The sequence below is a fragment of the Mesorhizobium sp. B2-2-3 genome (assembly GCF_006442405.1).
Lineage (GTDB): Bacteria > Pseudomonadota > Alphaproteobacteria > Rhizobiales > Rhizobiaceae > Mesorhizobium.
Genome location: NZ_VFWC01000013.1, coordinates 1 through 13,844 on the forward strand (window position 1 = coordinate 1; position 13,844 = coordinate 13,844).

At 64.5% G+C, this 13,844-nt stretch carries 14 protein-coding genes; 12 read left to right on the plus strand and 2 right to left on the minus strand.

The window, feature by feature from the left end:
• Positions 1–248: 248 nt before the first annotated feature.
• The 3 genes from FJ951_RS22170 (at position 249) to FJ951_RS22180 (ending at position 2,012) form a co-directional block, all read left to right on the plus strand.
• A complete protein-coding gene (locus tag FJ951_RS22170; RefSeq protein WP_140517511.1) occupies positions 249–917 on the plus strand; it encodes a 50S ribosomal protein L21 in 669 nt (222 codons plus the stop codon).
• 100 nt (positions 918–1,017) lie between these two features.
• Positions 1,018–1,287 (plus strand): 50S ribosomal protein L27, encoded by a 270-nt coding sequence (gene rpmA / locus FJ951_RS22175; RefSeq protein WP_140493012.1) that lies wholly within the window; start codon positions 1,018–1,020, stop codon positions 1,285–1,287.
• Between the two features lie 137 nt (positions 1,288–1,424).
• Positions 1,425–2,012, plus strand: a complete 588-nt coding sequence (locus tag FJ951_RS22180) for a GNAT family protein (RefSeq protein WP_181167376.1) — start codon at positions 1,425–1,427, stop codon at positions 2,010–2,012.
• A gap of 194 nt (positions 2,013–2,206) precedes the next feature.
• Here FJ951_RS22180 and FJ951_RS22185 read toward each other — a convergent pair whose 3' ends face one another.
• Positions 2,207–3,076 (minus strand): endonuclease/exonuclease/phosphatase family protein, encoded by an 870-nt coding sequence (locus FJ951_RS22185; RefSeq protein ID WP_140517513.1) that lies wholly within the window; start codon positions 3,074–3,076, stop codon positions 2,207–2,209.
• A 128-nt stretch (positions 3,077–3,204) separates the two neighbouring features.
• On the opposite strand from FJ951_RS22185, the gene obgE reads away from it, so the two are divergent.
• The 5 genes from obgE to FJ951_RS22210 all read left to right on the plus strand — a co-directional run bounded on the left by obgE (position 3,205) and on the right by FJ951_RS22210 (position 8,905).
• Complete coding sequence (gene obgE / locus FJ951_RS22190; protein WP_140493021.1) at positions 3,205–4,236, plus strand: GTPase ObgE; 1,032 nt, start codon at positions 3,205–3,207, stop codon at positions 4,234–4,236.
• A 7-nt stretch (positions 4,237–4,243) separates the two neighbouring features.
• On the plus strand, positions 4,244–5,383 hold the full coding sequence (gene proB, locus FJ951_RS22195) for a glutamate 5-kinase (RefSeq protein ID WP_140517608.1): 1,140 nt from the start codon (positions 4,244–4,246) through the stop codon (positions 5,381–5,383).
• Positions 5,384–5,386: 3 nt separating this feature from the next.
• Complete coding sequence (locus FJ951_RS22200) at positions 5,387–6,673, plus strand: glutamate-5-semialdehyde dehydrogenase (protein ID WP_140517514.1); 1,287 nt, start codon at positions 5,387–5,389, stop codon at positions 6,671–6,673.
• 248 nt (positions 6,674–6,921) lie between these two features.
• A complete protein-coding gene (locus tag FJ951_RS22205) occupies positions 6,922–7,509 on the plus strand; it encodes a nicotinate-nucleotide adenylyltransferase (RefSeq protein WP_140493506.1) in 588 nt (195 codons plus the stop codon).
• Positions 7,510–7,606: 97 nt separating this feature from the next.
• Positions 7,607–8,905, plus strand: coding sequence for an MFS transporter (locus FJ951_RS22210; RefSeq protein WP_140517515.1), 1,299 nt, complete (start codon positions 7,607–7,609; stop codon positions 8,903–8,905).
• Here FJ951_RS22210 and FJ951_RS22215 read toward each other — a convergent pair whose 3' ends face one another.
• Positions 8,906–9,757 (minus strand): mechanosensitive ion channel domain-containing protein, encoded by an 852-nt coding sequence (locus tag FJ951_RS22215; RefSeq protein WP_140517516.1) that lies wholly within the window; start codon positions 9,755–9,757, stop codon positions 8,906–8,908. It abuts the gene before it with no gap.
• A 242-nt stretch (positions 9,758–9,999) separates the two neighbouring features.
• Here FJ951_RS22215 and rsfS point away from each other — a divergent pair, with 242 nt between their 5' ends.
• The 4 genes from rsfS (at position 10,000) to FJ951_RS22235 (ending at position 13,824) form a co-directional block, all read left to right on the plus strand.
• Entirely contained in the window at positions 10,000–10,377 is a 378-nt protein-coding gene (gene rsfS / locus FJ951_RS22220; RefSeq protein ID WP_135902362.1) for a ribosome silencing factor, read from the plus strand.
• A gap of 84 nt (positions 10,378–10,461) precedes the next feature.
• Entirely contained in the window at positions 10,462–10,944 is a 483-nt protein-coding gene (rlmH, locus tag FJ951_RS22225; RefSeq protein ID WP_140517517.1) for a 23S rRNA (pseudouridine(1915)-N(3))-methyltransferase RlmH, read from the plus strand.
• 167 nt (positions 10,945–11,111) lie between these two features.
• Positions 11,112–12,491, plus strand: coding sequence for a murein hydrolase activator EnvC (locus FJ951_RS22230; RefSeq protein ID WP_140517518.1), 1,380 nt, complete (start codon positions 11,112–11,114; stop codon positions 12,489–12,491).
• A 1-nt stretch (position 12,492) separates the two neighbouring features.
• The gene (locus tag FJ951_RS22235) at positions 12,493–13,824 is read left to right on the plus strand and encodes a S41 family peptidase (RefSeq protein WP_181168618.1); all 1,332 of its coding nucleotides are present in this window, start codon (positions 12,493–12,495) and stop codon (positions 13,822–13,824) included.
• Positions 13,825–13,844 lie beyond the last annotated feature (20 nt).

A 13,844-nucleotide genomic window follows, 5' to 3' on the forward strand; every position in this document is an offset into this window, starting at 1 on the left:
CCCAGCCTCCATCCGCTGGCGATAAAACCGGACAACTCACGTGCTACCTAATCCGGACAACTCATCTGCTTACGACAGAATCTGGCCGTTTGCCTTGACTCGCGACAAACCTTCGGTTAGGGACAGCGCGCAATCGGCGTGGAGGGTTCTTCCGCGCCGCTTGTTTTTTGAACCCGCAGACTGACAAAAAGACGGCCGAACCGCCACAGGCGGTTCATCGAGGCCGACCGAACAGCGAAAGGCAAAAAATGTTCGCAGTCATCAAAACGGGCGGCAAGCAGTATCGCGTCGCCGCCAACGATCTCCTGAAGATCGAAAAAGTCGAAGCCAATGTCGGCGATATCGTCGAGATCGGCCACGTGCTCGCGCATGGCGAGGGCGAGAATGTCACGTTCGGCGCACCGTTCGTCGACGGCGCGGTTGTCACCGCCGAGGTCGTCGAGCAGGGCAAGAACCGCACGGTCATCGCCTTCAAGAAGCGCCGCCGCCAGAATTCGCGCCGCAAGATCGGCCATCGCCAGTTGCTGACCACGGTCAGGATCTCCGAGATCCTGCTGGGTGGCGCCAAGCCGGCCAAGAAGGCCGCTGCCAAGGCGGAAGCCAAGGCCGAGGTAGCCGCCGACGCGGCGCCGAAGGAAGCCAAGGCCAAGAAGGACGCCCCGAAGGAAGAGGCAAAGGCCGAGACCGCGGCAGCGCCGCTGTTCAAGGCGCCGAAGGGCGAGCCGGACGATCTGACCGTGATCAAGGGCATTGGCCCGGTCGCCGCCAAGGATCTCAACGAACAGGGCATCATCACCTTCGCGCAGCTCGCCAAGCTGACCGAGAAGGATGTGGCCAAGATCGACGAGAACATGCCGTTCAGCGCCGACCAGATCAAGGACTGGCGCGAGCAGGCCAAGGAACTGGCGAAGAAGTAAGGCCAACCGGCGCGAAACGTCGCCGGATCGGACTTGAAACGGAACGCGAACGCGTTCATAAGACCATTCAAGCGCCCCTGGGCGCATCGGAGTTAGTTAGATGGCACACAAGAAAGCTGGCGGCTCGTCGCGCAACGGTCGCGACTCGCATTCCAAGCGTCTGGGCGTGAAGAAGTTCGGCGGCGAAGCCGTCATCCCGGGCAACATCATCATTCGTCAACGCGGCACCACCTGGCATCCCGGCGTCAACGTCGGCATGGGTACGGATCACACGCTTTTCGCGCTTGAAGCCGGCGCCGTGACGTTCAACAAAAAAGCCAACGGCCGAACCTACGTATCGGTCAACCCGATTACCAAAGCAGCGGAGTAGCCGGTTCCGCACCACAACACCGGCAGCCCATCTCGGGAACCGGTGTCTGGAAGCCAGAAGGTTTGGCAAAGCCAGGAAAAGGATCAGGGGAGATGGGTTTCCATCTCCCTTTTTTCTTGTGCCTGGAGGACTTTGACATGGTTGCCGAAGCGGAAGACTCAGAAGACGAAAGTTATGCGATCGATTGCCCGGTGCTGGTCACCGAGCGGCTGGTGATGCGGGCTCCGTGCGAAAGCGACATCGCGCAACTGGTCGAGCTCGCCGACAACCGTCATGTCGCCGAGATGCTGGCGCGCATGCCGCATCCCTATGGCGAGGCCGAGGCACGCGCTTTCCTGGCCATGGCCAAGTCGCGCCGCGCCGGCATCGCCTATGCGCTGACGCTGGCAGGCACTGAAACCTTCGTCGGCTGCGCCGGATTGAACACCACCGACCGCGGACTGGAGCTCGGCTACTGGATCGGAGAACCCTACTGGAAGCGCGGCTTCGCCACCGAGGCGTCGCACGCCCTGGTCGATCTCGCGTTCCAGCGCACAAACATCCAGGTGCTGCATGCCTCGACGCGGGTCATCAATCCGGCCTCGCGCCGGGTGATCCACAAATGCGGCTTCCAGTATGCCGGCCAGGGCATGCTGAACTCGATTGTCGCCGGCCAGGTGCCGGTCGAGCGTTACCGCCTCGACCGGAAGACATGGACCAGCCTGCGCAACTGGGTACATTTTTGATGTGTGCCGATATTCAGGTGAGGCCGGCCTGCAAACGCTGATTTTCTGCGCTTCCGGTGCTCGCGTACTTTAAGTACGCTCCGCTCCGGTTCTCGAAAACCAACGTTTTCGGCTCGGCCTGACCTGAATCTCAGCACACATCGGCGCTGGGCCTCTGGTCAAAGGTTCGGAAAGAATCGTGCATCGATTTGGGCTCAGCCCAGTTCGGCCCATACCGGCAGATGGTCCGAGCCAACAGCCTTTCGGTCGACCCACAGGCGCTTCAGCGACCGGGCAAGCGAGGCGCTGGTGAAGATATAGTCGATGCGCTTGTGGCGGTCGGTATTGCCGGGGTCCTTGGGGTCGACCCAGCTGACGAGATCGTCGCCGGCGACATTGAGGCGCAGGGCGGCATCGACGGCGAAGTCGGCGGTCAGCGGCATGCCGAATTCGTGGTCCGGCCGGCCGGCGAGTTCGACATATTCGGGCGATCCGGCCAGCATGTTGAAGTCGCCCATGCCGACGAAGGCCTCGGGGTGCGGCAGTTCCGGCAGGCCGATCTCGGCGACGCCGGACAGCGCGCCGCCTTCAAGCGCATAGTTCAACAGGCGCCGGCGCAGGAACTGGATCTGGCTGGCGCGCTCGACCGGGCTGCGGTGATCGAGATGGATGGAATAGAAGCGGATGAAACCAAGCGGCGTCTCGATCAGCGCCTCCAGCGCGCCGCGCTGGAAGTTCATCATCTCGAAGCTGCGGCTTCGCGGCAGGAGCAGGTTGCGCGACAGATGAATGGGCGTCTTCGAAAGCACCATGTTGCCGAGTTGGAAGGTGGTGGTGATGGCGCGGCCGTTTTCGATGCGCGAGCCGATATTGGCCTCGAAATTGCTGCCATAGACGGCGAAATAGTCGGGCAGCGCCTCGCCGATCTCGGCGACCATGTCGCGTCCGCCGTTCCTGGGATTGTTGCGGGTGACCTCCTGCAGCGCGATCACGTCGGCACCGCGCACCGCGTCGGCAATGCGCGCGACATCGTACTGCCCGTCAAGACCGATGCCGTACTGGATGTTGTAAGTTACAAGCTTCATCCGTCATCTCCGGCCAACCCCGCGCGGCCACTGTCACAAAACGGCCTCGCCCTTCGCCGCGCCTTGGTTTAGAGCAAGGCGCAAGGTTTAGAGCAATGCCGCAAGGCCAATAAAGAAACTGCTGTCCGATGAAATTTCTCGATCAAGCCAAGGTCTATGTCCGCTCCGGCGACGGGGGCGCGGGTTCCGTGTCGTTCCGGCGCGAGAAGTTCATCGAGTTCGGCGGACCGGACGGCGGCGATGGCGGCCGCGGCGGCGACGTCTGGCTGGAAGCGGTCGACGGGCTGAACACGCTGATCGACTACCGCTACCAGCAGCATTTCAAGGCCAAGACCGGCACTCATGGCATGGGCCGCAACATGACCGGCGCCAAGGGCGCCGACGTCACGCTGAAAGTGCCGGCTGGAACGCAGGTGTTCGAAGAGGACAACGAGACGCTGATCTGCGACCTCACCGTGGTCGGCCAGCGCTTCCTGCTGGCCAAGGGCGGCAATGGCGGCTTCGGCAACCAGCACTTCAAGACCTCGACCAACCAGGCGCCGCGCCGCGCCAATCCGGGTCAGCCCGGCGAGGAGCTCAACATCTGGCTCAGGCTGAAGCTGATCGCCGATGCCGGGCTGGTCGGGCTGCCCAATGCCGGCAAATCGACCTTTCTCGCCTCCGTCACCGCCGCCAAGCCGAAGATCGCCGACTATCCCTTCACCACGCTGCATCCCGGCCTGGGGGTGGCACGCATCGATGCGCGCGAATTCGTCATCGCCGACATTCCCGGCCTCATCGAAGGCGCGCATGAGGGCGTCGGCATCGGCGATCGCTTCCTTGGCCATGTCGAGCGCACGCGCGTGCTGCTGCACCTGGTGTCGGCGCAGGAGGAGAACCCCGGCAAGGCCTACAAGACCGTGCGCGCCGAACTCGAAGCCTATGGCCATGGCTTGACCGACAAGGCCGAGATACTGGCCCTTTCGCAGGTCGACACGCTTGATGCGGATGAGCGCAAGAAGAAGGTCGCGTCGCTGAAGCGCGCCGCCGGCCGTGCGCCGATGCTTCTGTCGGCGGTCACCGGCGAAGGGGTCGAAGCGGTGCTGCGCGCGCTGATGGCGGTCGTGGCCGAAGCGCGCGACGCGATCGCGGCGCCGGTCGACACGCGCTGGGAAAAATAGCATGACCGTGCAGTCGCTGAAGAAATACCGGCGCATCACCGTCAAGATCGGTTCGGCGCTTCTGGTCGACCGCACCGCCGGGCTGAAGCGCGACTGGCTGGCGTCGCTGGCCGACGACATTGCCGTGCTGGCTCAAGGCGGCGCGGAAATCCTGGTCGTGTCGTCGGGCGCCATCGCGCTGGGCCGTACCATTCTGGATCTTGGAAAAAGGGCGCTGAAGCTCGAGGAGAGCCAGGCGGCCGCAGCCGTCGGCCAGATCGCGCTGGCCGGCGCCTGGTCGGATGCGCTCGGCAAGGGCGGGTTGAAATCGGGCCAGATCCTGCTCACGCTTGGCGACACCGAGGAGCGCCGCCGCTACCTCAACGCCCGGGCGACGATCTCGACGCTCTTGAAGATGAAGGCGGTGCCGGTCATCAACGAGAACGACACCGTGGCGACCTCCGAGATCCGCTATGGCGACAATGACCGACTGGCCGCGCGGGTGGCGACGATGATGGGCGCCGACCTTTTGGTGCTGCTCTCGGATATCGACGGTCTCTACACCGCGCCGCCGGCGCGTGACCCGGAGGCCAAATTCGTCGCGGTGGTCGATCGCATCACGCCTGAGATCGAAGCGATGGCGGGTGCCGCGGCTTCCGAACTGTCGCGCGGCGGCATGCGCACGAAGCTCGACGCCGGTAAGATCGCCACTGCGGCCGGCACGGCCATGATCATTACCGCCGGCACGCGGCTTTCGCCGCTGATGGCGATCGAGCGCGGCGAGCGCGCCACCTTCTTCCGGCCGAGCGCCAACCCGGTGAAAGGCTACAAGAGCTGGATCGCCGGCCAGCTCGAACCGGCGGGAAGGCTCACCGTCGATGCCGGCGCCGTCGGGGCGCTGACATCGGGCAAGTCGCTGCTGCCGGCCGGTGTCAAGCTGGTCAGCGGCAATTTCTCGCGCGGCGATACGGTGGCGATCCTGTCGCCCGAGGGTCGCGAGATCGCCCGCGGGCTGGTTGCCTATGATGCCGCGGATGCCGTAAGGATCGCAGGCCTGAAGACAACCGAAATCGAGACCGTGCTCGGCTACGAGGCGCGTTCGGCGATGATCCACCGCGACGACCTTGTGGTCAGCCTCGCGGGCGACCAAGTAACGAGCGGAGGATGAGCCATGCTGAAGCTGCATGAAAAATCCCGGAACGATACAGTGGCGACCATGGCCGACCTCGGCCGCCGTGCCCGCGCCGCCGCACGACCGCTGGCCATCGCCACGACAGCCGCCAAGAACGCGGCACTTGCCGCCATGGCGGAGGCGATCATCGCCCGCGAGCGAGCCATACTCGACGCCAATGCCATCGACATCGCGAACGGGCATGAAGCCGGTCTGTCGGCGTCCTCCATGGACCGGCTGAAGCTCAATCCCGCCCGCATCCGCGCCATGGCCCAAGGCATTCGCGAGCTTGCCGAACTCGGCGATCCCGTCGGCGACGTGATCGCCAGTTGGGAGCGGCCGAATGGCCTGCAGATCGAGCGCGTGCGCACACCGCTCGGCGTCATCGGCGTCATCTATGAGAGCCGGCCGAACGTCACGGCGGATGCCGGCGCGCTCTGCCTCAAGGCCGGCAACCCGGTGATCCTGCGCGGCGGCTCGGATTCGCTGAACTCGTCTTCGGTGATCCACGCTTGCCTGGTCGACGGCTTGAAGGCAGCCGGCCTGCCGCAGGACGCCATCCAGCTTGTGCCGACCACCGACCGCGCCGCCGTCGGCGAAATGCTGAAAGGCCTCGGCGGCAATCTCGACGTCATCATCCCACGCGGCGGCAAGAGCCTGGTCGAGCGGGTGCAGACCGAGGCCCGGGTGCCGGTCTTCGCGCATCTGGAAGGCATCTGCCATCTCTATGTCGACCGCTCGGCCAAGCTCGACATGGCGGTCGGCATCGCCGTCAACGCCAAGATGCGGCGCACCGGCGTCTGCGGCGCTGCCGAAACGCTGCTGGTCGACCGTGCGGTTGCCTCCACCCACCTGGTGCCGATCCTCGACGCCTTGCGCGCCGCGGGCTGCGAGATCCATGCCGATGCCGAGGTGCTGAAGCTGTTCTTCGACGCCAAGCCGGCGACCGATGCCGACTGGGTCACCGAATATCTCGACGCCGTCATCGCGGTGAAGCTGGTCGACGGTGTCGCTGACGCAATCGAGCATATCGAGACTTTCTCCTCCCATCACACCGAGGCGATCGTCGCCGAGGACGCGCAGGCGGTGGAACGGTTCTTCAACGAGATCGACTCGGCGATCCTGCTGCACAACGCCTCAACGCAGTTCGCCGATGGCGGCGAGTTCGGCATGGGCGCCGAGATCGGCATCGCCACCGGCAAGATGCACGCGCGCGGGCCCGTTGGCGTCGAGCAACTGACCTCGTTCAAATACCGCGTGCGCGGCTCGGGACAGGTGAGGCCTTGACGCTTTTCGTCCAAAGGGCCTGAAGCTTGCGCCCAGCCACCCCCCTCTGTCCTGCCGGACATCTCCCCCGCAAGGGGGGAGATTGGCTGACATTTTTGGTTTCGCCGATCTTCAATGCTGCAAGATTTGTGCCTTCACCGAAGCTGCTAATCTCCCCCCTTGTGGGGGAGATGTCCGGCAGGACAGAGGGGGGTGCCTAGCGAATGCTTTCCCTGCTTGAGCAACCTATCCCGTCCAGCTACCTCAAAATGCCGCATGCCGGCAAAGGCCTTGCCGTCGGCCTGTTCGGCGGCTCGTTCAATCCGCCGCATGCCGGCCACGCGCTGGTCGCCGAGATCGCGCTCAGGCGGCTGGCGCTCGATCAGTTGTGGTGGATGGTCACCCCGGGCAATCCGCTGAAGAACACGCACGAGTTGGCGCCGCTGGCCGAACGGCTGCGCCTGTCCGAGAAGATCGCCAAGAACCCGAAGATCAAGGTCACCGCCTTCGAAGCGGCGCATCATGTGCGCTACACCGCCGACGCGCTGGCGCTGGTCAAGGCGCGCAATCCCGGCGTCGACTTCGTCTGGATCATGGGCGCCGACAGCTTGCGCGATTTCCACCGCTGGCAGCGCTGGCGCGAAATCGTCATGACCTTCCCGATCGCGGTCATCGATCGTCCGGGCGCGACGCTGTCGTTCCTGTCGTCGGTCGTGGCCAAGACCTTCGACTATGCCCGCATCGACGAAGGCGATGCGCCAAGGCTCGCCCGCATGAAGGCGCCCGCGTGGACCTTCATCCACGGCCCGCGCTCGTCGCTGTCGTCGACGGCTATCCGCGAGCAGGCGAAGGGCTGATCGGCACAGCGCCCTTTCTTCGCAAGGAGGAAGGCAAGTCCGGCAATGTCGCTTTTGCGGCGGCCTTTCGTCATCGAATGGATGATCTTGCGCTGATATGACCACTCTCGTGAAAAGCCAAACCGAAACGGAACCGAGGCACGGCGACACGCCCACGCCGCTGATCGCGATTGCCAGCGTCGTGGTGTCGATGGCGCTGATCGCCATCGGCAACGGGCTGATGTTCGCTTACATCCCCGTCCGGCTCGGCGTGGAAGGCTTCGATCCGACCTGGGCCGGTCTGATCGTCACCGGTCTGTCGGCGGGTGGTCTCGCCGGCTGCATCCTGACCGGACCGCTGGTGCGCAGGGTTGGCCATGCCCGTGCCTTCATGGTGCTGTCGGCGCTGATCGCGCTGTCGAATGCCGCAATCGGCGCCGGGCCGCACCCCCTGTTGTGGATCGCGGCGCGCGCTCTCTACGGCTTTGCCATATGCGGGCTTTTCATCGTCGCGCAGAGCTGGCTCAACGATGCCGTGGCCAACGCCATACGCGGCAGGGTAATGGCGGTCTTCTACGTCGCCTATGTCGGCGGGCTCGGCATCGGCTATGCGACGCTGGCGCTGGTCGACATCAGGACGGCGGATGCATCGCTGATCGGCATAGCCTTCACCGCGCTATCCATCCTGCCCGTCGGGATGACCCGGCTGGCCCAGCCGCCGGCGCCGCAGGCGGCATCGGTGGCGCTGCGCCGGGCCTGGCGGATTTCGCCGGTCGGCGTCGCCGGCATGCTGGCGGTCGGTGGCCTGTCCATGTCGATTTCCGGTTTTGCGCCGATCCACGCCACCGCGAAGGGGTACAGCCAGGCCGACGTGGCGCTGCTGCTTTCGGTGATGCCGCTCGGCACGCTGATCCTGCAGGTTCCGCTCGGCTGGATTTCCGACCGCACCGATCGCCGCTATGTGCTGGTCGCGGCATCCGCGATCGCCGCGGCGGCAGGGATGTTTGCGCTCGGCTTCGACGGCGGTACGCTGGCGGTGCTGCTGGTGATCTATGTGATGTGGGACGGCGCCTCGGAATCGATCTACTCGTTGGCCAGTGCGCACGCCGCCGACCGCGCCGGCAAGGACGACATGGTGGCGCTGTCGAGTTCCTTGTTGTTTGCCTGGTCGCTGTCCGGCTTCATCGTGCCGGGCATCGTGACCGCGCTGTCAGCCGTCTTCGGCACGCAGGCCTTCATCTATGTAACAGTGGTCATCGCCTGCGTCTTCTGCCTGTTCGTGCTTTTGCGCGTGTTCACCGCGCGGCCGGTGCCGGCAACCGAAACCGGCAGCTTCGCGCCGATGACGGCGCAGGCGCCATTGCCGGTGGAACTCGCCTTCGCGCCGGACGAACAGCACCGGCACAGGGGCGATTGACTATTGCCGGCGGGTTTCCGGCGCCGGGGCCTGCGGTGGCGGCAGCGGGATCGATATGCGTTCGCGGTCGAACTCCTGCTTGGCCCGCTTGGTGAGGTCGGCCTGGGCGGCGAGGAAATCCGCCGATGATGTCCAGTAGCGCAAGGTGATCGAGACGGTGCTTTCGCCCAATGCCGCGACAAAGGCGGTCGGCGCCGGCTCACGCTTGATGCGGCGCTCGGCGGCGGCGATCGCAAGCAGCGTCTTCTGGGCGCGGTCGATGTCGTTCCAGGAGCCGATCGAGAGGGTGATGTCGCCGCGCCGCACGCCGTTGCGCGAAAAATTGCGCACCGGCTGGTTCCACAGCGTCGAGTTGGGCGCCAGGATGTAGACGCCTTCGGCGCTCCGGAGCTTGGTGGCGAAAAGGCCGATTTCCTCGATCGAGCCGGCAATGGACCCGACTTCGACGGATTCGCCGATGCGGAACGGCCGCAATGCCAAAAGCATGATCCCGGCGGCAATGTTCTGCAGCGTGCCTTGCAGCGCCAGGCCGATGGCCAGGCCGATGGCGCCGATCGCGGCGATGATCGAGGCCGTCTGCACGCCGAACTGGCCGAGCACCATGATGACGACCAGGACGAGGATGGCATAGCGGACGATCTTGGAAAAGAAGTGCCGCAGCGTCTGGTCAAAGCCATGGATGTGGCCCAGGCCGGCAAAAATCGAACGCTCGGCAAAGCCGGCGACGATGTAGCCGACAACCAGAAGGATGACGGCGCCGACCGCCGAAAGGGAATAGGAGACAATGAGCGCGCTGAGCTGAGAGAGCCCCGCCTGCACGGTCAGGAGGGCATTTTGCGGGTCGATCGGCATAATGGGATTCCGGTTGATCAATCAGCCGATAACCCCTGCGGAACGCCTGGGTTCCGATCTTTTGCGTGTCGCGCGGAACAAGCGGAGCCTCAATGAGTTCGCATGGAAGCGGGGCTCCGTCTTGAAACTGCAACGGAACTCTGCCTATCTAAGCGGTGTCACCCGCTTTCAGGGGTGATTTGGTTGTTCTTGCTGCGAAAGGAAATACACTGAGAACAGCACTGCGGAAGAAGGCCGACATCGTGCCTTCGCCGGCCGGGATCAGCGTAAACGACGCCGTGTCCCGCGCCATCAAGACAGTCCTTGCCAGTCTGGAAGACTCCAAGGCCGAAAACATCGTCTCAATCGACATTCAGGGAAAATCGAGCCTCGGCGACTACATGGTCGTCGCGTCGGGTCGATCGCACCGTCATGTCTCGGCTGTTGCCGATCATCTCCTCAAGGCGTTGAAGGATGCCGGCCTCGGCACGGCGCGTGTCGAGGGGCTGTCCGGCGCCGACTGGGTCCTGATCGATTCAGGCGACATTATCGTCCATGTCTTCCGCCCCGAAGTCCGCGAATTCTACAATCTCGAAAAGATGTGGCAGGCGCCGGACCTCGAGGAAGAGACCTTGCACTGAGCCGGTTGGTTTGGATGCGTGCCGTGGTTCCTGGCCCATTGACGATTTTCGGGCGACACGCATCGGCGGCCCTCTGAGGCGAGGATGAAGATTACCGTTCATGCCGTGGGCCGGATGAAAAGCGGCCCCGAGAGAGAACTCGCCGACCGCTATTTCGAGCGTTTCTCCAAGAGCGGCCCGGCTGTCGGCCTCGAATTCTCCGGCATCGCCGAGATCGCCGAAGGCCGCGCCCAGAACGCCGATGAACGCCGGCGCGATGAAGGCGCAAGGCTGCAGGCGCAGTTGCAGCCCGGCTCGGCGCTGATCCTGCTCGACGAGCGCGGCAAGAACCTGTCCTCGGAAGATTTCGCCGGCCGCATCGGCCAATTGCGCGACGCTGGCCGCAAGGCGCTGGCGCTGGCCATAGGCGGCGCCGATGGCCACGATCCGTCGTTGCGCGCCCAGGCCGAGCTGGTGATGTCTTTCGGTGCGCTGACATGGCCGCACCAATTGGTGCGGGTGATGCTGGCAGAGCAGCTCTACAGGGTCTCGACGATCCTGTCCGGCCACCCCTATCACAGAACCTGAAGGTCGCATCGCACCGAATTCCGCCCCAATGCCGCGCAAGATCACGGCTTCGGGCCGGCTTTCCCTATTTTGCTCACCGGTGTGCGAAACCGCTGCACAGTTTTGGGCGATGCGCATTAATATGGTTGATGGTTCGTTAACGAAGCCGCAGATAGAGTCCATCCCGCATGGCTGAAGGCTGGAAATCGACGACGGGCTCATCGACAGCGGGCTCCTGGCGCGCGCGCTGCGGCATCGCGGCGGCGGTGGTCATCCTTTCGCTCAATGCCGCATGGGCCGAGAACACGCTCGACATGGCCCCCGATCCGGACCAGAGCCGCGCCGAATACGAACAGATCTCCAAGGAGATAAGCCTGTCGTCCGAGCGGCTGGCCAAGCTGGCCGCCGACATCGCCGCAGTCAAGAAGGACCACGCCTCGATCACCGCCGCGCTGATCCAGTCGGCAATGACCGAGCAAAAGCTTGGGCAGGACATCGAGGACATCGGCGCCAAGCTGGAGGGGCTGAAGACCCAGCAGCAGAAGATCCGCGCCTCGCTGATGGCGCGGCGCGACGTGCTGGCGGAGGTGCTGGGCGCATTGCAGCGCATGGGGCTGAACCCGCCGCCGGCGATCCTGGTCAAGCCGGAGGACGCGCTGTCGTCGGTGCGCAGCGCCATCTTGCTTGGCGCCGTGGTGCCTGAATTGCGCCAGCAGACCGACAGGCTCCTGGCCGACCTCAAGGAGCAGACAAGAGTGACGGCCTCGATCGAGGCCGAGCGGGCACGGCTGACGGCGGCAGTCGGCGAGCAGACTGCGGAAAAGAAGCGGCTCGGCATGCTGCTGGAAGCCAAGCAGAAGCTCGAAGCCGACACGCAGGCGCAGTTGTCGGCCGAGCGACAGCATTCCGAGGAGCTCGCGGCCAAGGCCAGCAGCCTGAAGGAATTGATCGCCTCGCTCGAAGCCCAGGCCGAACGCAACCGCAAGGCCGCGGATGCCGCAAAGGCCGCGGAGGCCGGCCAAGCCGGCGGCGACAAGGCGGGCGGCGACAAGGCGGGCAGGGATAAGGCGGGCGGCGATATGACGGCGTCGCTGCCGGTTCCCGAGGCCAACCGGCTTGCCGCTGCGGCACCCTTCTCGGCGCTGCAAGGACAGATCGCGCTGCCGGTCATCGGCCGCATCAAACGCCGGTTCGGCGCCGAAGACGGTAACGGCGCGGTGATGCTTGGGGACATGGTTGCGACACAATCGGGCGCCATCGTCACCGCACCGGCGGATGGGAATGTGCTTTATGCGGGGCCGTTTCGCTCCTACGGTCAACTCTTGATCCTGAATGCCGGCGACGGTTATCATGTCGTCTTGGCGGGGATGAGCAGAATCAGCGTCGCAACCGGCCAATCAGTGCTCGCAGGAGAGCCGGTCGGTGCGATGGGAGAGGCCCGGGTGGCAAGCACCTCGGCTTCGAAGAATGGAAATGCCACGCCGGAGCTCTATGTCGAGTTCCGCAAGGATGGAAAACCCGTCGATCCGACCCCATGGTGGGCGGACCGTTTTTCTGGAAGGACGTGAAATGATGCGGAAACTGTCGCTTCTGTTTGCCGGTGCGCTGATGGGCGCGTCCGCCATGAGCCTGGTCTATGGCGCGCCCGGCTCGGCAGCGAACGCTGCGGGGTCGGAGACCTACAAGCAACTGGCGATCTTCGGCGATATCTTCGAGCGGGTGCGGGCGCAGTATGTGACACCGCCCGACGACAAATCGCTGGTCGAGAACGCCATCAACGGCATGCTTGCCTCGCTCGACCCGCACTCCTCGTACATGAACGCCGAGCAGGCGCAGGACATGCGCGTGCAGACCAAGGGTGAATTCGGCGGCCTCGGCATCGAGGTCACCATGGAGAACGACCTGGTCAAGGTGATCACGCCGATCGACGATACGCCGGCCGCCAAGGCGGGCGTGCTGGCAGGCGATTACATCGCCAAGATCGATGGCGAGGAGGTTCGCGGCCTGACCCTGAACGACGCGGTCGACAAGATGCGCGGCCTGGTCAACACGCCGATCAAGCTCACCATCCTGCGCCAGGGCGCCGACAAGCCGATCGAGCTGACGGTGGTGCGCGACATCATCAAGGTCAAGGCGGTCAAGTTTCGGGTCGAGAACGACATCGGCTACATGAAGATCACCTCCTTCACCGAAAAGACCTATGACGACCTCGAGAATGCCATCGACACCATCAAGAAGCAGGTGCCGAACGACAAGCTCAAGGGCTATGTGCTCGATCTGCGCCTCAATCCCGGCGGTCTGCTCGATCAGGCGGTGAGCGTATCGGATGCCTTCCTCAACCGCGGCGAGATCGTGTCGACGCGCGGTCGCGATCCGAAGGATGTCACCCGCTTCGACGCCAAGTCCAAGCAGGTCGACGATATCGGCGGCAAGCCGCTGATCGTGCTGGTCAATGGCGGATCGGCGAGCGCGTCCGAAATCGTCGCTGGCGCGCTGCAGGACCTGCGCCGCGCCACGGTGGTTGGAACGCAGTCCTTCGGCAAGGGTTCGGTGCAGACCATCATCCCGCTTGGCGAGAATGGCGCGCTCAGGCTGACGACGGCGCTCTATTACACGCCGTCCGGCAAGTCGATCCAGGGCAAGGGCATCACGCCCGACATCAAGGTCGACCAGCCGCTGCCGCCGGAACTGCAGGGCAGGGACCTGACGCGCGGCGAATCCGACCTCAAGGGCCACATCAAGGGTGCCGACGAGAGCTCGACCGGTTCGGGCTCGGCAGCCTATGTGCCACCGGATCCGAAGGACGACCTCCAGCTCATCTATGCCGAGCAGCTGCTGCGCGGCCAGAAGACCGATCCGTCCTTCCCGCCCAATCCGCAGAAGGCTGTCCTCAACCAGTAACAGGTGGCGGCCAACAACGG

Excerpts from the sequence above, each read along its gene's own strand:
- FJ951_RS22170 (WP_140517511.1), top strand. The coding sequence starts at position 249 with ATGTTCGCAGTCATCAAAACGGGCGGCAAGCAGTATCGCGTCGCCGCC.
- rpmA (WP_140493012.1), top strand. The coding sequence starts at position 1,018 with ATGGCACACAAGAAAGCTGGCGGCTCGTCGCGCAACGGTCGCGACTCG.
- FJ951_RS22180 (WP_181167376.1), top strand. The coding sequence starts at position 1,425 with ATGGTTGCCGAAGCGGAAGACTCAGAAGACGAAAGTTATGCGATCGAT.
- FJ951_RS22185 (WP_140517513.1), bottom strand. The coding sequence starts at position 3,076 with ATGAAGCTTGTAACTTACAACATCCAGTACGGCATCGGTCTTGACGGG.
- obgE (WP_140493021.1), top strand. The coding sequence starts at position 3,205 with ATGAAATTTCTCGATCAAGCCAAGGTCTATGTCCGCTCCGGCGACGGG.
- FJ951_RS22200 (WP_140517514.1), top strand. The coding sequence starts at position 5,387 with ATGCTGAAGCTGCATGAAAAATCCCGGAACGATACAGTGGCGACCATG.
- FJ951_RS22205 (WP_140493506.1), top strand. The coding sequence starts at position 6,922 with ATGCCGCATGCCGGCAAAGGCCTTGCCGTCGGCCTGTTCGGCGGCTCG.
- FJ951_RS22210 (WP_140517515.1), top strand. The coding sequence starts at position 7,607 with ATGACCACTCTCGTGAAAAGCCAAACCGAAACGGAACCGAGGCACGGC.
- FJ951_RS22215 (WP_140517516.1), bottom strand. The coding sequence starts at position 9,757 with ATGCCGATCGACCCGCAAAATGCCCTCCTGACCGTGCAGGCGGGGCTC.
- rlmH (WP_140517517.1), top strand. The coding sequence starts at position 10,462 with ATGAAGATTACCGTTCATGCCGTGGGCCGGATGAAAAGCGGCCCCGAG.
- FJ951_RS22230 (WP_140517518.1), top strand. The coding sequence starts at position 11,112 with ATGGCTGAAGGCTGGAAATCGACGACGGGCTCATCGACAGCGGGCTCC.
- FJ951_RS22235 (WP_181168618.1), top strand. The coding sequence starts at position 12,493 with ATGATGCGGAAACTGTCGCTTCTGTTTGCCGGTGCGCTGATGGGCGCG.